This window comes from Janthinobacterium sp. FW305-129 (assembly GCF_020858115.1).
Taxonomy (GTDB): domain Bacteria; phylum Pseudomonadota; class Gammaproteobacteria; order Burkholderiales; family Burkholderiaceae_D; genus Janthinobacterium.
The window spans coordinates 267968-284664 of the sequence record NZ_JACYMM010000007.1 but is presented as its reverse complement, the minus strand read 5'-3'; the positions used below and the strand labels follow the sequence as shown (position 1 = coordinate 284664).

Genomic DNA, 16697 nt, shown 5'->3' with positions numbered 1-16697 from the left:
GGGATGCGGCGCCAGAACGCCAGTGTTACAACATCGTCAGCGGCAACACAGCCGCATCCCATCATAAAGTCAGCAGACTTGGAGGAGACACGATGCAAACCGAAATCAACCCGCACGACCTGGCCGTGGCCGGCATCCTGGAGCAGCTCGAAGGTGCCCTGCGCGCCGGCGACGGCACGGCCGCCGCGCAGCTGTTCGAACAGGATGGCTACTGGCGCGACCTGGTGCTGTTTACCTGGAACCTGAAAACCCTGGAGGGCCGCGAACAGATCGCCGCCATGCTGGCCGCCCAGCTGGGCGCCGTGCAGCCCGTCTCCATCCGCATCGCCGGCGGCGAACATGCGGTGGAAGCGGGCGGCGTGCTGCAATGCTGGATCACGGTGGAAACGGGCGTGGGACGCGGCACGGGCTTCATCCGCATCCGCGACGGCAGGATCTGGACCCTGCTCACCACCATGAGCGAATTGAAGGGCTTTGAGGAAGCCAGGGGTGGCCGCCGTCCCATGGGCGCCGAACATGGCGCGCGCACGAACCGCAGCAGCTGGCTGGAACACCGCGAGCAGGAAGCAAAGGAGCTCGGTTACGCACGCCAGCCCTACTGCGTCATCATCGGCGGCGGCCAGGGCGGCATCGCGCTCGGCGCGCGGCTGCGCCAGCTCAATGTCCCCACCATCATCATCGAAAAAAATGCGCGCCCCGGCGACAGCTGGCGCAAGCGCTACAAGTCGCTGTGCCTGCACGACCCCGTCTGGTACGACCACATGCCGTATATCCCCTTTCCCGACAACTGGCCCGTCTTCACGCCGAAGGACAAGGTCGGCGACTGGCTGGAAATGTACACCAAGGTGATGGAACTGAACTACTGGGGTTCGACGTCGTGCGAATCGGCCAGCTTCGACGAGGCCACGGGCGAGTGGACGGTGCAGGTGCTGCGCGACGGCCAGCCCGTCACCCTGAAGCCGCAGCAGCTGGTGCTGGCCACGGGCATGTCGGGCAAGGCGAACATGCCGAAGTTCAAAGGCATGGACGTGTTCCAGGGCGAGCAGCAGCACTCGTCGCAGCATCCGGGGCCGGACGCGTATGCCGGCAAGAAGGTGGTGGTCATCGGCGCGAACAATTCCGCGCACGATATCTGCGCCGCCCTGTGGGAAGCGGGCGTGGACGTGACCATGGTGCAGCGCTCGTCGACGCACATCGTCAAGTCCGATTCCTTGATGGACCTGGCCTTGGGCGACCTGTATTCGGAACGGGCGCTGGCGGCCGGCATGACCACAAACAAGGCCGACCTGACGTTCGCCTCGATCCCCTATAAAATCCTGGCCGACTTCCAGAAACCCGTCTTCCAGGCCATCCGCGAGCGCGATGCGGATTTTTATGCGCGCCTGGAAGAACGGGGCTTCATGCTCGATTTCGGCGACGACGATTCCGGCCTGTTCATGAAATACCTGCGCCGCGGCTCCGGCTACTACATCGACGTGGGTGCCTCCGAGCTGGTCGCCGACGGCAAGATCAAGCTGAAAAGCGGCGTCGGCGTGCAGGAGCTGAAAAGCCATTCCATCGTGCTGTCCGACGGCACGGAACTGCCGGCCGACCTGGTGGTGTACGCCACCGGCTACGGCTCCATGAATGGCTGGGCGGCTGACCTGATCTCGCCCGAAGTGGCAAATAAAGTGGGCAAGGTGTGGGGACTCGGCTCCGCCACGACGAAGGACCCGGGCCCGTGGGAGGGCGAACAGCGCAATATGTGGAAACCCACGCAGCAGCAAGCGCTGTGGTTCCACGGCGGTAACCTGCACCAGTCGCGCCACTATTCGCAATACCTGTCGCTGCAGCTGAAGGCGCGCATGGAAGGCTTGAACACGCCCGTGTACGGGCAGCAGGAGGTGCATCACCTGGCGTGATGGCAGAGGCAAGCAGATAAAAAAATGGCGGCGGACCGAAGTCCGCCGCCATTTTGCATCCTGCAGCCAACGATTACTGTTTGATCGCTTCGATGGCAAACGTCAAAGTGACATCATCGCTGACGGCTGGCGCATATTTGCCGGCGTTGAATTCCGAGCGCTTGATCTTGGCCGTGGCGTTGGCGCCGCAAGCGTCTTTTTTCAGCATCGGGTGCGGTGCGCAGGTAAACGAGGTGACGGTCAGGGTCACTGGCTTGGTCACGCCTTTCAGGGTCAGGTTACCTTCCACGGAGGCCAGCTTGTCACCGTCGAAATTGAACTTGGTCGACTTGTAGGTGGCGACCGGGTACTTGGCCGTGTCGAGGAAGTCTTCACCCTGGATGTGCGAGTTGAACAGGGTCGAACCCGTATCGACGGATTTGGTGTCGATCAACACTTCGACGGCGCCCGTCTTGGCGGCGCGGTCCAGCGTGACCTTGCCGGTGGTGTTATTGAAACGGCTTTGCTGCGTCGAGAAGCCCATGTGGGTGTACTCGAAACGGGGGAAAGTGTGGCTGCCATCGATGACATAGACTTCAGGAGCGGCAACGGCGGACAGCGAGAAGCCGGCGGCGGCGATAAAAGCGAGCAGTTTTTTCATTGTAGGTTCCTGGCAGAAAGTGGAGGATGTCAAAACCGCAAGCAGCTGCAGGCGAATGACGGCTGCGGCTGATTGTCTGGCTTCAGTTGCAACAGATTATGCATGGCATGAAGATCGATGTAAAACGGAAAATATACCTAGTTAGCATCGATAAAATCGATAATACAGGGTAATCATGTCCGCGACAGCGCCTTCTGCTGCCGATTATTGTCTGCATTGCCAAAAATATCCAGCGTTATCCGGCACCTCAAAAAACACCAGATGAGAATGATTCTTGTTATTATTTGATGAGCTTGCTATCATGGCGCGCTTTGATCACGGGGACATGCGCGGTGCTTGAACGCTATTACCAGGAATTGCTGCGCCTGATTTCGCGCTCCACCGGATGCCGCGACAAGGCACAGGACGTGGTGCAGGAAGCCTACGCCCGCCTCCTGGCACGCAAGCCGCTCGGCGACGCGCCTACCCTGCAAGGAGGCGCCCGCGCCCTGCATGGCGATACGCCGCCCGACAGCGGCCAGCGCGCCCTGCTGTACGTCACGGCGAAAAACATCGCCATCGATGAACAGCGCTTGCGCCAGAGACGGCCCCATGACGCGCTCGACGAGCCGCACCTGCAACTGCGCGCGCCGCGTGCCGATGAACCCGAGCAACGGCTGCACGACCGGCAAACCATGGAACGCCTGCTGGCCATCATCGAGGCCTTGCCGCCGCGCTGCCGCCAGGCTTTCGCGCTGTACAAGTTCGATGGCCTGAGCCAGATCGAGATCGCCGCCCAGATGGGTATCTCCGTCAACATGGTGGAAAAACACATCATCAACGGCATGCTCGCCTGTAAAAAAGGCTTGCCCGAGCGGGATACGCTATGAAACAGCACATGACATCACAAGACACGACGGCCGACGACATCGACTTCCTGGCGGCGCAATGGCTGCTGCGCCACGACGCAGGCCTGGCCGCGCACGAACTGGCGGCATGGCGGCAATGGCTGGCAGCGGACACGCGCCACCAGCAGGCCTGGGAGGCGCTGGCCCGCACCGATGCGCTGCTGGCCAGTCTGCCGGCGCAGCGCGTGGCGGCCTTCAGCCAGCCCGCCCCGGCGGCGGGCACGCCGTCATCGCTGCTGCAGCGGCTGCGCCAGGCGGCCTCCTTCCCGCCGCGCGGCGCGCTGGCCGGCGGCTGCCTGCTGCTGTGCGGTCTGCTGGCCTGGCCGCTGGCCAGCCATCTGCAGCGCCCCGGCTTCCAGCACGACTACAGCACGGCGCGCGGCCAGTTCGCCACGCAAGTCCTGCCCGACGGCAGCCGCATCGAACTCGATAGCGGCAGCGCCGTCGACGTGGCCCTGTACCGCGACCGGCGCAGCGTGCGCCTGCTGCGCGGCCAGGCCATGTTCCATGTCCACGCCGACCCTGCGCGTCCGTTCCAGGTCATCGCGGGAGCGGCCACGGCGACGGTACTGGGCACGCATTTTTCAGTGCGCCACGTGGGCGCCACGACACAGGTCAGCGTGGCGCAAGGCACGGTGCGCGTGGAAAGCGAAGCCGGCGCGCATGCCGAAGTGCTGCGGGCGGGCGACACGGTCACCGTCACGCCGCAGGGCATGCAAGCGCTGGCCAGGGTCAGCGCGCAAGCGGTGGGCAACTGGCGTGCCGGGCGCCTCGATTTCGAGGACGCCACCCTGGCCGAGGCGCTGGCCGAATTCGAGCGCTATGGCGATTCGGGCCTCGTGCTAGACGACCCGGCCCTGGCCGGCCTGCGCCTGAACGGCAGCTTCGACGCCAAGCTGCCGGCGCAATTTGCCGCCGCCCTGCCGCTGGCCTTGCCCGTGCGCCTGCTGCGCCAGGACGGCAAGCTGCATATCGTCGCCCGCTGATGCGTCCCCATGTCGCGAAATAAAATGCATCCGCACGTCAGGGTAAATGATACTCATTCGTTTTAACTATGAAGGATCACCACACCACCATAGGAAAAACATGCATATGACTCCACCGCGCCCTCCCTTGCACGCCCGCCTGTCCCCCCTCTTCCTCGCCATCGGCCTGGCCTTCGCCACGCCCGCCGTGCATGCTGCCGCCGCGCCGGCGGCGCAGGTGGAATGGCACATCCCCGCACAGCCACTGAACCGCGCGCTGAACGAACTGGCGCGCCAGGCCGGCATGGTGCTGCTGGCCGACGCGCGCCTGACGCAGGGACGGCAAAGCGCGCCGCTGCAAGGCCGGCATTCGCTGCCCGAGGCGCTGCGCCAGCTGCTGGCCGGCAGCGGCCTGCAGGCGCAGCTGCAAGGCAGCACGACCATCATCATCAGCGCGCCTGCGCCTGTCTCTGCCGGCGCGGTGCAGATCGGCACCCTGCGCGTGACTGGCCAGGGCGGCAGCGGCACGTTCGAGGCGGACGACACGGATCCGGCCGACCTGCCCTACGTCACGTCCGCATCGTCCGCCTACATCGGGCGCGAGCAGATCGAACGCTTCCGCGGCACGTCGCCGGCCGATATCTTCAAGGGCGTGGCCGGCGTGCAGGTGGGCGACAGCCGCAACAGCGGCGCCGTCGACGTCAACGTGCGCGGCATGCAGGGCCAGGGCCGCGTGCCCGTGCTGATCGACGGCAGCCTGCAATCGTCCACCGTCTACCGCGGTTACGCGGGCATCGCCGACCGCAGCTACATCGACCCTGACCTGATCAGCGCCATCCGCATCGACAAGGGCCCGAACCTGTCGGCGCAAGGCGCGGGCGCCATCGGCGGCATGGTCAGCATGCAGACCCTGCGACCGGAAGACATCCTGCGACCGGGCCAGCGCACGGGCGTGCGCCTGCGCGGCGGCATCCAGGACAACAGCGTCTCGGCGCCCGCCGATTTCGGCAGTACGCCGCGCACGCGGCGCAACAAGCTGGGCGACCCGCGCAGCGGTTTTGGCAGCATCGCCGTGGCCACGCGCCAGGACGACTACGACCTGGTGGCCGCCATCAGCCAGCGCAGCATCGGCAATTATTTTGCCGGCACGCGCGGCTTCGAACGCTATCAAATGCTCAACGAATGGGGCGACGACAATGGCGTGACGCAGTTCTTCAAGAAAGGCGACGAAGTGCTGAACACGGCCAACCGCACCACTTCGGCCCTGCTGAAGGCCAACCTGCGCCTGCCGCACGCCCAGAAACTGGAGCTGGGCTACCGCTATTTCGACAGCAGCTATGGCGAAATCATGCCCTCGCAAATCTACCGCAACAGCACCGGCAGCATCCCGCAATGGGACCCCAGCCAGGTGCGCACCAACGCGCTGACGGCGCGCTACGAGTGGAAGCCGGAAGGCCAGAACCTGATCGACCTGAAGGCCAACCTGTGGCTGACGGACATGCAGAGCAAGTCGCGCAACGGCGACATCTTCAGCAATCCGCTGGAAGGCAAGACCAATCCAGGCGACCACGAATGCAAGGAATGCGTGGAAGTACTGTACCTGGCGAAGAACCAGGCGCGCAGGGTCGGCGCCGACCTGACGAATACCTCGCGCTTCGCCACCGGCATGGGCCCACTCAAGCTCGATTACGGCCTGTCCTTGCAAAATGAAGATATCGGCCCGGCCGACAGCGTGCGCATCCTCGACGACGACCTGAACGCCAATCACACCCTGCGCAACGGCAAACGCCACGAGCAAAGCGCATTCGCCTCGCTGCAGTGGCAGGCACGCGACTGGCTGAGTGTCGAGGCCGGCGGGCGCTTCCAGCGCTTCGATACGCGCGACCGCAACCGCCGCGCGGAACAGCAATACCAGCCACAAGGCTGGCAATGGGTCACCATGTGGGACAAGGACGGCGATCAGCTCGGCGCAGCGAAGTGGTACCAGGATGCGCAGGGCCGGTTCACGCCCGCCACCAATCCCGCGCTGGTGGGCGGCATGGTGGAAAACTACGGCGCCGAGCCGGCGCCGCTGGACGTCTCGCAGGTCGCCGACTGGAGCGGCAATGATTATGTCTTCCGCGACGCCATCCCCGGCCTGTTCAGCTACAGCAAGCCGATCCGCCGCAAGGACCACGGTTTTGCGCCCACGTTTGCGCTGACGGCGCGCCTGTCCGACAGCGTCAGCCTGTTCCTGCGCGATGCGCGCGGCCTGCGCATGCCCAGCCTGTATGAGTCGACAATGGGCTTCTCGGCCACGTATTCGTCGCCCTTGAATGCCGAGCGCAGCCACAACCGCGAGATCGGCGTGAGCCTGGTCAAGGATGGCGTATGGAGCGCCGCCGACAAGCTGCGCCTGCGCGTGGCGTATTTCGACAACGTCACCCACGGCTACATCACGCGCCGTCCGATTCCCGACTTGCCGGCCTACGCGCAGAATTTCTCGATGGCGAATACGGACAAATACAGCGTCTCGGGCATCGAACTGCAGTCGTCCTATGACCGGGGGAGCGTGTTTGCCGACTTTTCCGGCACCTGGAACCGCAAGACCCTGATCTGCGACGCGGCCACGGCGGCCTATTTGCGCAAGGCCAGCAAGTGGCCATCGGATATCTGGAACACGCCCGACTGCTCGCCCATCGGCTTTAGCAGCTCCTACGTGAGCAACCATATCCAGCCCAAGCTGAGCGCCAACCTGACCCTGGGCACGCGCTGGCTGCAGGAAAAACTCACTGTCGGCACGCGCCTGACGCACGTCGGCCATCCGCTGGCGCGCCAGGACGACAAGGCCGTGTGGCAGTCGTGGACGGGCACCTCGCCGCAGGTGCTGACGCAGGCGTACACCCTGGCCGACCTGTTCGCCAGCTACAAGATCACGCCCAACGCCACCGTCGACGTGGCAGTGGACAACCTGACGGACCGCTACTACCTCGATCCGCTGACCCTGAGCCTGATGCCGGGACCGGGCCGCACGGCGCGCGTCACGCTGGGCCTTCGTTTCTGATTTGATTCATCCTTATAATAGAGAGCAGATATTCCATGCATGCAGCAAGCGACACCACCAGCACCTTGAACGCCGTTCCGATTAACGCGGCCCCGACCCGCAGCCAGCGCCTGAAAGCCGACACCATGGCCACCCACGAATTGCTGGACCAGCGCATCATGGCCAGCGCGCCGTTTTCCAGCCGCGACAATTACGCGCGCTTCCTGCAGGCGCAGTACGCGTTCCTGCGCGACGTCGACGCGCTGTACGACAACGCGCAGCTGGCCGCCCTGCTGCCGGACCTGGAACAGCGCCGCCGCTACGCCAGCATCGCGGCCGACCTGCGCGACCTGGGCACCGCCCTGCCGGCCGATGCGGCCACGCCGCCGTTCGACGCGCAGCTGGACCTGGCCACGGCGCTGGGCTGGCTGTACGTGAGCGAAGGCTCGAAGCTGGGCGCGGCCATCCTGTATAAACTGGCCGGCAAGATCGGCCTCGATGAACACCACGGCGCGCGCCACCTGGCCGGCCACCCGGACGGGCGCGCGCGCCACTGGCGCGAGTTTACGTCGGTGCTCGATACGGCCGCCCTCGATGACGCCGGCGAAGCGCGCGTGATCGACGGCGCGCGCGCCGCCTTTTTGCGCATGCACGGCCATGTAGAGGCTTGCGCCTGATGGAGGAACCAGTGACCCGGGCAAGCGCGGAAGCGCACACGGCACGGCTGCGCCGCTGGGCCTGGACGGCGGCCGGCATGCTGATGGTGGCACTGGGCGTGATCGGCGCCCTGCTGCCCGTCATGCCGACGACGATCTTCCTGATCCTGGCGCTGGCCTGCTTCAGCCGCGCCTCGCCGCGCCTGGAACACTGGCTGCTGCACCATCCGCGCTTTGGCGCGCCGCTGCGCCAGTGGCGCGAACACCGCGCCGTGTCGCGCCGCGGCAAGATCCTCGCTTGCCTGGGCATGGCCATCGGCTTTGTCGCCATGTGCCTCGGCCATCCGCCGTGGTGGGTCATCGTCCTCGTGGCAACGCTGGAAATTGCCGTCATCATTTACCTGCTGCGCCGCCCGGAGGGGCCGGCGCCGGCGCCAGAAAAGACGCCGCCGCCGGACTGGCACAAGCCGCTGACCATCGCCACGGTCTTCGCCATGCATGGCGCCCTGCTGGGATGGGCCGTGTACCACCGCGCGCCAGCGGCGCCCGTGCTGGCCATCGCGCCCGACTCCACCCAGCCGGCCATGCTGCTGTTCCTGCCTGCCGCCGCCCCGCCCCGCCCTTTGGAGCAGAATCTTGCTGAACAGGTCAGCGCGGCCGCCGCGCCATCGCGCGCCATTGCCAAAAAGGCAGTGCCGGCAATCAAACAATTCGTGCTGCCGCAGCCGGATGCCGCGCCCATGCCGCCGCAAGCCGAGGCCATCGCGGCCGTCGCCGACGTGCGTCCTGCCCCCGTGACACCGGCGCCGGTGGCCACGGCGTCCGTCGCGGCGGCGCCGCCCTCGCCTGCCCTGCCGCCCGCGCCACAGGAGCTGCGCAGCGGCGTATCGAGCTGGGAAGGCAAGGTTTTGGCGCGCATGGAGCGCTTCCGCCGCTATCCGACGGCGTCGCGCGCGAAGCAGGAACAGGGCGTAGTGTATCTGCGCTGCCGCATCGACCGCGATGGCCAGGTGCTGGCGGCCGCCATCGAGCGCAGTTCCGGTTCCCCGGCGCTGGATCAGGCCGCGCTCGACACTTTGCAACGGGCGGCGCCACTGCCGCGCATTCCCAAGGAACGGCCGGACCCGCTGGAATTATCGATTCCCGTCGAATTTTCCATCGGCTGAACACGAAAAAACCGCGTTTACTCTCGCCAAACACCCATATAGACATTATTTGCATATTCAAAGCAAGATTCTGTCGTAGGAGTAATAACACGATCGGAGGTATACTACGCAACCGACGTAGCAGGCTGGGCGATTTGGCCCCTGCAAACAAGCCTGTCACGGTCCAATAAAAAAGGAAACACTGCATGACCACACCACACCGTACGCCGGTGATTCGCATCGATGGCGCGAACAAGACCTTCGCGCTGCCCAAGGGCGAACAATTCCACGCGGTCAAATCGGTCACGCTGGAAGTCTATCCCGGTGATATTTTCGGCCTGATCGGCAAGAGCGGCGCCGGCAAATCGACCTTGCTGCGCCTGATTAACCTGCTCGAGCGCCCCGACAGCGGCACCATTACCGTGGCCGGACGCGAACTGACGCGCCTGGGCAAGAGCGAACTGCGCGACGCGCGCCAGAACATCGGCATGATTTTCCAGCAATTCAATCTGCTGCAAAACGCCAGCGTGTTCGACAACGTCGCCTTCCCCCTGAAAATCCATGGCACGACCAAGGGCGAGCAGATCGCCGCCCGCGTCGAGGAATGCCTGGCGCTCGTCGGCCTGTCCGACAAGCTGCACAGCTATCCGGCGCAATTGTCCGGCGGGCAGAAGCAGCGCGTGGCGATTGCCCGCGCCCTGGCCAGCCACCCGGACGTGCTGCTGTGCGACGAGCCGACGTCCGCGCTGGACGCGGAAACGACGCGCGCCCTGCTCGACACCTTGCGCGACATCAATGCGCGCCTCGGCGTGACCATCGTCATCGTCAGCCATGAGCTGTCGGTGCTCGGTGCCATCTGCAACCGGGTCGCCGTCGTGGAAAACGGCGCCATCGCCGAACAATTTGACCTGAGCGACACAGCCACCCCGCGCAAGACGGCGCTGGGACGCGAGCTGGCTTACTACGGCACCGAGGCGTTTGAAGCCACCGCATGGAAGGATGCATCACATGTTTGAAGAATCGATCAATAACGTCATCAACCTGCTGCCGGAAATCTGGGTGGCGCTGGGCCAGACCATGACCATGCTGGGCATCGGCTTGACGGCCGCCATCCTGATCGGCGGCCCGCTGGGCATTTTGCTGTTCCTCGTCTCGGAAGGCCAGTCGCTGGAAAACCGTCCGCTGTCGACGATCCTCGGCTGGCTGGTGAATACCGTGCGCAGCTTCCCCTTCATCATCCTGCTGGTCGCCCTGACGCCGTTTACGCGCATCATCGCCGGCACCTCGATCGGCCCGCTGGCCGCCAGCGTGCCGCTGTCGTTCGCCGCCATTCCCTACCTGGCGCGCCTGGTGGAACAGAACCTGCGCGAAGTGCCGCGCGGCGTGATCGAGGCGGCGCACGCCATGGGCGCCTCGGAAATGCAGATCATCTTCCGCGTGCTGCTGGTGGAAGCGCGCTCCGGCCTGGTGCTGGCCCTGACCGTGCTGTCGATCAGCTTCCTGTCGTATTCGGCCGTGGCCGGCGTGGTGGGCGGCGGCGGCATCGGCGACCTGGCCATCCGCTACGGCTACTACCGCTTCGAGACGGACATCATGGTCGCCACCGTCGCCATCCTGATCGTGCTGGTGCAAACCATCCAGTTCGCCGGCACGCGCATCGCCAAGCGCCTCGACAAACGTTAATTTATATTCAGAAACAAGGACCTACATGAACCACATTCGCCGCACCCTGCTGCTGGCCGCCGCCAGCCTGACCCTCGCCACCGCCGCCCACGCCAGGGACCCGAAGGAAATCGTCATCGGCACCAGCTCCGGCCCGTATTCGGACCAGCTGAAGCTGGGCATCAAGCCCATCCTGGAAAAACAGGGCTACAAGGTCAAGATCGTCGAATTCAACGACTACGTGCAGCCGAACTACGCGCTGGCCGAAGGCTCGCTGGACGCCAACGTGTTCCAGCACATCGTGTATCTGACCAAGTTCGCCACCGATAACAAGCTGCCATTGAGCGCATTGATCACCGTGCCGACCATGCCGATCGGCCTGTACGGCGGCAAGCAGAAAACCCTGGCGGAAGTCAAGAACGGCGCCACCATCACCATGCCGAACGACCCGACCAACCAGGCGCGCGCGCTGGTGATGCTGGCCAAGATGGGCTGGATCAAGCTGAAACCGAACGTCGATCCGCTGCGCGCGTCCGAGCGCGACGTGCTGGAAAATCCAAAAAAACTGAAACTGGTGCCGCTGGAAGCGGCGCAGCTGCCACGTTCGCTGGCGGACGCCGACTACGCCTTTGTGAACGGTAACTTCGCGCTGGCCGCCGGCATGAAGCTGACGTCGGCCCTTAGCGTGGAAAAGATCTCGGACAGCTACATCAACCTGGTCGCCATCCGCACGGCCGACAAGGCCAAGCCATGGGTGAAGGACCTGGAAGCGGCCTACCGCTCGCGCGCCTTCCTCGACGCGACGAACAAATACCTGGCCGGCTACGAAAAGACGGACTACCAGCTGGCGCTGGAAAAGACGCTGAAAAAATAAACGGCGTGCACCAAACGTAAAAAGGACGGCCAAGGCCGTCCTTTTTTATTGTCCGCGCCGTGCGGACGCTGTCATGCCATGCTTAGAAGCGGTAGCCGACGCCGACGCCGATCAGGATAGGATCGATCTTGACTTCGCTGATCTTGGCGCCAGCAGCAGTCAGCACGTCGCTGCGGATCTGCACTTTCTTGATGTCGAAGTTCAAGGACCAGTTTTTGTCCAGCTTGTAGTCGACACCGGCTTGCAGCGCGAAGCCCCAGCTGTCGTGTTCCAGACGCAGGCCAGGAATTTTGACATCCGAGATATTCGTGTAGTTCACGCCAGCACCCACGTAAGGGCTGAACTGTTTTTCAGGCATGAAGTGGTATTGCAGCGACAGGGTCGGCGGCAGGTGCTTGAAGGTACCGGCCTTGCCGCCATCGAGCTTGACGTCATGCTTTTGCGGGTAGGTCAGGATCAGCTCGGCAGCGATGTTGGGGGTAAAGAAATACGAAATATCGATTTCAGGAATCGTCTTGCTGCTGACCGTCAAGCGGTCGGATGCGCCGGTACCACCAACAGGGGTAGACTTATCGGCCGGATCGATATGCACGGCACGCGCACGCACCAGCCATGGGCTTTCCTGCGCCATTGCATTGCCGGCGAATGCGCCGATGGCGGCCAAAACGATTGCTGCTGCAGTTGCGGACTTCTTCATTCTAGTTCCCTCTTTTTGTCGTTAAGTAACGCTGCGAAGTCTAAGAGTGCAGTGCAACAAAAACTTTGATCCACATCAAATAGTGCTAGATGGCATCAAAAGAGGGATTTTTTTCTTTGCCCAGGTCAAGAAAATGCGGCATTGCAAAATCAAGCCGCCTCGGCAAACAGGCCGGCGACCCAGTCGGCAAACACGCGCACGCGCGGCGACAATTGCCGGTGATGGGGATACAGCACGGACACGGGCAAGGGGTCGGGCCGCAGGTGCGCCAGTACTTCCACCAGTTCGCCGGCCGCCAGCGCCCGTTCCAGGTGGTAGCGGGGCGCCTGGATCAAGCCCAGGCCCGCGCGGCAGCAGGCGTGATACGCGTCCGCATTATTGACGGACACGGTGCCCGGCAAGGCCACGCTGTGGCGCTGGCCGTCCACCTTGAAATCGAAGGGCCAGACCTTGCCCGTCCGGGCGGAAAAGAAATTCACGGCGCGGTGGCCCGCCAGCTGCGCCAGATTCTCGGGCGTGCCGTGCGCGGCCAGGTAGGCGGGGCTGGCGCACGTCATTTGCTCCAGCAGCGCGACCCGGCGCGCCACCATGGACGAGTCGCCGGGCTCTCCCACGCGCAGCACGCAATCGACGCCTTCGCGCACCAGGTCGACGAGGCGGTCGCCCATGCCGATTTCCAGTTCGATCAGCGGGTAGCGGGCGCAGAACCGGTCCAGCACGGGCATGACGAAATGCATGGCCAGGGTCGCGTGCAGGTCGATGCGCAGCTTGCCGGCCGGCTGCTGCGCCGCCGAACTGAACACGGCTTCCGTTTCTTCCAGGTCGGCCAGCAGGCGCGCGCAGCGCTGGTAATACGCCTCGCCATCGGGCGTGGGCGTCACTTGCCGCGTGGTCCGCTGCAGCAGGCGCACGCGCAACCGCGCTTCGAGCTGCTTGATCGCATGCGTGACGGTCGCCTTCGGATAGCCAAGGTCATGCGCCGCCTGCGTGAAACTGCGCAGCTCGACGATGCGCGTAAAGATGCGCATCGCATCGAATCGGTCCATGGCCCCTCCATTGTTATTGCCTGCTGGACAGTGTATCGATCCCGGCGCCATTTTTCCATCGTTAACGACAACGCAGGCAGAAGTTGTCCGCCACGCAATCGCCACTTGCGCCGATGTCACTGGATTGCCGCCGGCCCGCGCAGCATACTAACTCCTGCACGCACATGAGAATGGTAATGATTATCATTTGCGATATAATGCAGGTTCACGCTTAAGCGCTCGCTCAGGCGATAATAAAAGGAATGGGAGACATGGATATATTGAGGGAACTGCGTGAATCGGGCTTGAAAGTGACCATCCCCCGCTTACGGATTCTGCAGCTGTTTCAAGAAGGCGGCATCAAGCACCTGAGTGCGGACGACGTGTATAAACTCTTGCTGGCTGAAAAGATCGACGTGGGCCTGGCCACCATCTACCGCGTGCTGATGCAGTTTGCCGAAGCGGGCATTCTGTTTCGCCGGCACTTCGAATCGGGCCATGCCGTCTTCGAGCTGAACGAAGGCCAGCACCACGACCACCTGGTCTGCACGGGCTGCGGCAAGGTCGATGAATTCGTCGACGAAGGCATCGAGCTGCGCCAGAACGAGATCGCCGCCGAGCGGGGTTTCGTGCTGCACGAGCACGCGCTGTCGCTGTACGGCACCTGCGCCGAGTGCACGGCGAAGAAAATCCCGCCGCGCCGGGCCTGAAGGTGCCTGGGCCGCCTGGGCGCTGCTGCCTTGCGGTAAGATTCGCTCACGCTTGAGAAAGGATCACCCATGTACATCGGAGAAATCGCCCGCCTGGCGGGCACCTCGCCCAAGGCCCTGCGCCACTATGAGGCGCTGGGCTTGCTGGGCGACGTGCGCCGCTCCGGCGCCTACCGCGTCTACACGCAGCAGGACCTGGCGCAAGTCAAACTGATACGCCAGGCGCAGGCGCTGGGCTTCCGCCTGGCCGAACTGCTGCCCCTGCTGGCCGGCGACGAGACCGACTGGGCCGCCCTGTCGCAGCACATCAGCGCCAAGCGCGCGCAAGTGCGGCAGGATATCGCCCGCCTGCGCCAGCTCGATGCGCAATTGGCCGACATCGACGCGGAAATCCGCGACTGCCTGGCGCGCCAGCACCTTCAAGCGGCCGCTTGACTCTGCCACTAAGGGCAGGCTTTAGCATGCAAGCTCTTCTTTAACGGAAAGCCTGCAGCATGAGCAAAATTACACCGAAGCGCATTTTAATTCTCCTCGGCCATCCGTCCAGCGACAGCTTTTGCGCCGCCCTGGCCGAGGCCTACGCCGCCACCGCCCGCAGCGCAGGCCACAGCGTGCGCGAGCTGCGCCTGGGCCAGCTGGACTTCGACCAGAACCTGCATGAAGGCTACCGCCAGGTGCAGCCGCTGGAGCCGGACTTGCTGGCCGCGCAGGAAGCCATCAGCTGGGCAGAACACCTGGTGTTCGCCTACCCGATCTGGTGGGGCGGCGCGCCGGCCCTGCTGAAAGGTTTCGTCGACCGCATCTTCCTGCCCGGCTTTGCCTTCAAATATCGCCCCGGCAAGGCTTTCCCGGCGCAGCTGCTGAAGGGCCGCACGGCGCAGCTGCTGGTGGCGATGGATACGCCGCCCTGGTACTTCCGCTGGGTCTACCACATGCCCGGCATCCACCAGCTGCGCAAGACGACCCTGGAATTTTGCGGCGTCAAGCCCGTCAAGGTGGCCAGTTTCGGCCCCATGATCGATTCCACCGAAGCGCAGCGCACGCGCTGGCTGGAACAGGCGCAGGCGCTGGCGCGGCGCCTGTAGGTCCGGCAATGGATTGCCTTGCAGCCATCTTGCATACGGTTTTGACAAGCCGGTAATCAAGCCGTCATATTCAGCGGCTACCATGATGGTATTGCCTGTTTGTCAGTCGCCTTGCTCTCGCGACAACAAGGGTCCGATCGTCATGTAAAGGTAGCCGCTGTGGAGTTCAACGCTTCTCGATTGCATCTTCCCCGTTATCGCACGTCCGTGGCGTCTGACCTGTGCATTCCCACGGAATCCGTGCAGGCCGACGCCAGCAATTTCGCCGTGCTGGAACTGTTCACGGAGCGGCGCGACATGATGAGCTTGCCCGTCACGGAACAGCAAAAGCCCATCGGCTTGATCAGCCGCAATATCTTCATGTCGCAGATGTCCAAGCCCTTCTATCACGAGGTGTACGGCAAGAAGAGCTGCATTGCCTTCATGGACAAGGAACCGCTGATCGTCGACGGCGCCATGAGCATCGAAGACCTCACCTTCCGCGCCGTGGAAGCGGGCGAGAAGGCGCTGGCCGACGGCTTCATCATCACCGAGGATGGCGCGCTGGCCGGCGTGGGCTTCGGCTTGCAGCTGATGAACGTGGTCGCCACCATGCAGGCGGAAAAGAACCGGCAGATCATGCACAGCATCGATTACGCCAGCGTGATCCAGCGCGCCCGGCTGCGCACCTCCGATGCGGAATTGCGCGCCACCCTGCCCGACGCGTACCTGGAATGGCAGCCGCGCGACGTCGTCGGCGGCGATTTTTACTTCTTCGAGCGCCACGCGGGCGGCTGGTTTGCCGCCATCGCCGACTGCACCGGCCACGGCGTGCCGGGCGCCTTCATGACCCTGATCGCCTCGTCGGCCCTGAGCCAGGCACTGCGCGAACTGGGGCCGCGCGATCCGGCCGCCCTGATCGGCGCCGTCAGCCGCGCCATCAAGACCTTGCTGGGGCAGGATGGCGCCAGCAGCGGCCACGCCGGCCATGCCGGCTCGAACGACGGCATGGATTGCGCCTTCCTCGCCTACGACACGGCCAGCGCCAGCCTGCGTTTCGCGGGGGCGAAACTGGCGCTGTACGTGGTGGCGCCCGGCGAAGAGGCCGTGCGCGCCATCGATGGCGCGCGCATGGGCGTGGGCTACGTCGACACGCCGGCCGGCTACTGCTGGCACAACGAGACGCTGGCCATCCCCGCCGGCAGCCTGCTGTTCCTCACCACCGACGGCTTGCTCGACCAGATCGGCGGCGCACGCGACATCGCCTACGGCAAGCGGCGCATGCGCGAGCAGCTGCTGGCGCGGCGCGACGCTCCCGCCGGCGACGTGGCGGCCGCGCTGCTGCGGGACAGCGCGGCATGGCAGGGAAAACAGCCGCGCCGCGACGACCTGACCTTTTTCTGTTTTCGCCTGTAGTCGGGCGCCATCGAGCCACCTTATCAACAAGAA

General features: G+C 64.3%; 16 protein-coding genes. 13 read left to right on the top strand and 3 right to left on the bottom strand.

Features of this window, described 5'->3' with window-relative positions; all coding sequences use genetic code 11:
- Positions 1 to 92 precede the first annotated feature (92 nt).
- Positions 93 to 1901, top strand: coding sequence for an NAD(P)/FAD-dependent oxidoreductase (locus IGS61_RS16515; protein ID WP_230540662.1), 1809 nt, complete (start codon positions 93 to 95; stop codon positions 1899 to 1901).
- Positions 1902 to 1974: 73 nt separating this feature from the next.
- Here IGS61_RS16515 and IGS61_RS16510 read toward each other — a convergent pair whose 3' ends face one another.
- Entirely contained in the window at positions 1975 to 2541 is a 567-nt protein-coding gene (locus IGS61_RS16510; protein ID WP_152282492.1) for a YceI family protein, read from the bottom strand.
- 332 nt (positions 2542 to 2873) lie between these two features.
- Here IGS61_RS16510 and IGS61_RS16505 point away from each other — a divergent pair, with 332 nt between their 5' ends.
- The 8 genes from IGS61_RS16505 to IGS61_RS16465 all read left to right on the top strand — a co-directional run bounded on the left by IGS61_RS16505 (position 2874) and on the right by IGS61_RS16465 (position 11752).
- Positions 2874 to 3410 (top strand): RNA polymerase sigma factor, encoded by a 537-nt coding sequence (locus tag IGS61_RS16505; RefSeq protein ID WP_230540661.1) that lies wholly within the window; start codon positions 2874 to 2876, stop codon positions 3408 to 3410.
- Between the two features lie 8 nt (positions 3411 to 3418).
- A complete protein-coding gene (locus IGS61_RS16500; protein WP_230540660.1) occupies positions 3419 to 4414 on the top strand; it encodes a FecR family protein in 996 nt (331 codons plus the stop codon).
- Between the two features lie 100 nt (positions 4415 to 4514).
- Positions 4515 to 7436 (top strand): TonB-dependent receptor, encoded by a 2922-nt coding sequence (locus IGS61_RS16495; RefSeq protein ID WP_230540659.1) that lies wholly within the window; start codon positions 4515 to 4517, stop codon positions 7434 to 7436.
- A gap of 35 nt (positions 7437 to 7471) precedes the next feature.
- On the top strand, positions 7472 to 8092 hold the full coding sequence (locus tag IGS61_RS16490) for a biliverdin-producing heme oxygenase (protein WP_230540658.1): 621 nt from the start codon (positions 7472 to 7474) through the stop codon (positions 8090 to 8092).
- Positions 8093 to 8103: 11 nt separating this feature from the next.
- Positions 8104 to 9237, top strand: a complete 1134-nt coding sequence (locus IGS61_RS28020; RefSeq protein ID WP_442908074.1) for a TonB family protein — start codon at positions 8104 to 8106, stop codon at positions 9235 to 9237.
- Between the two features lie 185 nt (positions 9238 to 9422).
- Positions 9423 to 10232 (top strand): methionine ABC transporter ATP-binding protein, encoded by an 810-nt coding sequence (locus tag IGS61_RS16475; RefSeq protein WP_230540657.1) that lies wholly within the window; start codon positions 9423 to 9425, stop codon positions 10230 to 10232.
- A complete protein-coding gene (locus IGS61_RS16470) occupies positions 10225 to 10899 on the top strand; it encodes a methionine ABC transporter permease (protein ID WP_046683994.1) in 675 nt (224 codons plus the stop codon). The genes IGS61_RS16475 and IGS61_RS16470 overlap by 8 nt, the downstream gene beginning before the upstream one ends.
- A gap of 25 nt (positions 10900 to 10924) precedes the next feature.
- Positions 10925 to 11752: a MetQ/NlpA family ABC transporter substrate-binding protein gene (locus tag IGS61_RS16465; protein WP_230540656.1), complete on the top strand. Its 828-nt coding sequence runs from the start codon at positions 10925 to 10927 to the stop codon at positions 11750 to 11752.
- A gap of 82 nt (positions 11753 to 11834) precedes the next feature.
- Here IGS61_RS16465 and IGS61_RS16460 read toward each other — a convergent pair whose 3' ends face one another.
- Positions 11835 to 12449, bottom strand: coding sequence for an OmpW/AlkL family protein (locus IGS61_RS16460; protein WP_230540655.1), 615 nt, complete (start codon positions 12447 to 12449; stop codon positions 11835 to 11837).
- Positions 12450 to 12598: 149 nt separating this feature from the next.
- Positions 12599 to 13495 carry a LysR family transcriptional regulator gene (locus tag IGS61_RS16455; protein ID WP_230540654.1) on the bottom strand — a complete coding sequence of 299 codons (897 nt, stop codon included), beginning with the start codon at positions 13493 to 13495 and terminating at the stop codon, positions 12599 to 12601.
- Between the two features lie 251 nt (positions 13496 to 13746).
- Between IGS61_RS16455 and fur the strand changes: the two genes are divergently transcribed.
- From fur to IGS61_RS16435, 4 genes are all read left to right on the top strand, one after another.
- Positions 13747 to 14184, top strand: a complete 438-nt coding sequence (fur, locus tag IGS61_RS16450; RefSeq protein ID WP_076566678.1) for a ferric iron uptake transcriptional regulator — start codon at positions 13747 to 13749, stop codon at positions 14182 to 14184.
- A gap of 69 nt (positions 14185 to 14253) precedes the next feature.
- Entirely contained in the window at positions 14254 to 14619 is a 366-nt protein-coding gene (locus IGS61_RS16445) for a MerR family transcriptional regulator (RefSeq protein ID WP_230540653.1), read from the top strand.
- Between the two features lie 59 nt (positions 14620 to 14678).
- Positions 14679 to 15269, top strand: coding sequence for an NAD(P)H-dependent oxidoreductase (locus IGS61_RS16440; RefSeq protein ID WP_230540652.1), 591 nt, complete (start codon positions 14679 to 14681; stop codon positions 15267 to 15269).
- A gap of 240 nt (positions 15270 to 15509) precedes the next feature.
- Positions 15510 to 16664 (top strand): SpoIIE family protein phosphatase, encoded by a 1155-nt coding sequence (locus IGS61_RS16435; protein WP_230540743.1) that lies wholly within the window; start codon positions 15510 to 15512, stop codon positions 16662 to 16664.
- Positions 16665 to 16697: the final 33 nt, after the last annotated feature.

What these genes read in the sequence shown, in the direction of transcription:
- IGS61_RS16445 (WP_230540653.1), top strand. Translation starts at nt 14,254, where the DNA reads ATGTACATCGGAGAAATCGCCCGCCTGGCGGGCACCTCGCCCAAGGCC.
- IGS61_RS16455 (WP_230540654.1), bottom strand. Translation starts at nt 13,495, where the DNA reads ATGGACCGATTCGATGCGATGCGCATCTTTACGCGCATCGTCGAGCTG.
- IGS61_RS16440 (WP_230540652.1), top strand. Translation starts at nt 14,679, where the DNA reads ATGAGCAAAATTACACCGAAGCGCATTTTAATTCTCCTCGGCCATCCG.
- IGS61_RS16475 (WP_230540657.1), top strand. Translation starts at nt 9,423, where the DNA reads ATGACCACACCACACCGTACGCCGGTGATTCGCATCGATGGCGCGAAC.
- IGS61_RS16510 (WP_152282492.1), bottom strand. Translation starts at nt 2,541, where the DNA reads ATGAAAAAACTGCTCGCTTTTATCGCCGCCGCCGGCTTCTCGCTGTCC.
- fur (WP_076566678.1), top strand. Translation starts at nt 13,747, where the DNA reads ATGGATATATTGAGGGAACTGCGTGAATCGGGCTTGAAAGTGACCATC.
- IGS61_RS16465 (WP_230540656.1), top strand. Translation starts at nt 10,925, where the DNA reads ATGAACCACATTCGCCGCACCCTGCTGCTGGCCGCCGCCAGCCTGACC.
- IGS61_RS16500 (WP_230540660.1), top strand. Translation starts at nt 3,419, where the DNA reads ATGACATCACAAGACACGACGGCCGACGACATCGACTTCCTGGCGGCG.
- IGS61_RS16515 (WP_230540662.1), top strand. Translation starts at nt 93, where the DNA reads ATGCAAACCGAAATCAACCCGCACGACCTGGCCGTGGCCGGCATCCTG.
- IGS61_RS16470 (WP_046683994.1), top strand. Translation starts at nt 10,225, where the DNA reads ATGTTTGAAGAATCGATCAATAACGTCATCAACCTGCTGCCGGAAATC.
- IGS61_RS16490 (WP_230540658.1), top strand. Translation starts at nt 7,472, where the DNA reads ATGCATGCAGCAAGCGACACCACCAGCACCTTGAACGCCGTTCCGATT.
- IGS61_RS16460 (WP_230540655.1), bottom strand. Translation starts at nt 12,449, where the DNA reads ATGAAGAAGTCCGCAACTGCAGCAGCAATCGTTTTGGCCGCCATCGGC.
- IGS61_RS16495 (WP_230540659.1), top strand. Translation starts at nt 4,515, where the DNA reads ATGCATATGACTCCACCGCGCCCTCCCTTGCACGCCCGCCTGTCCCCC.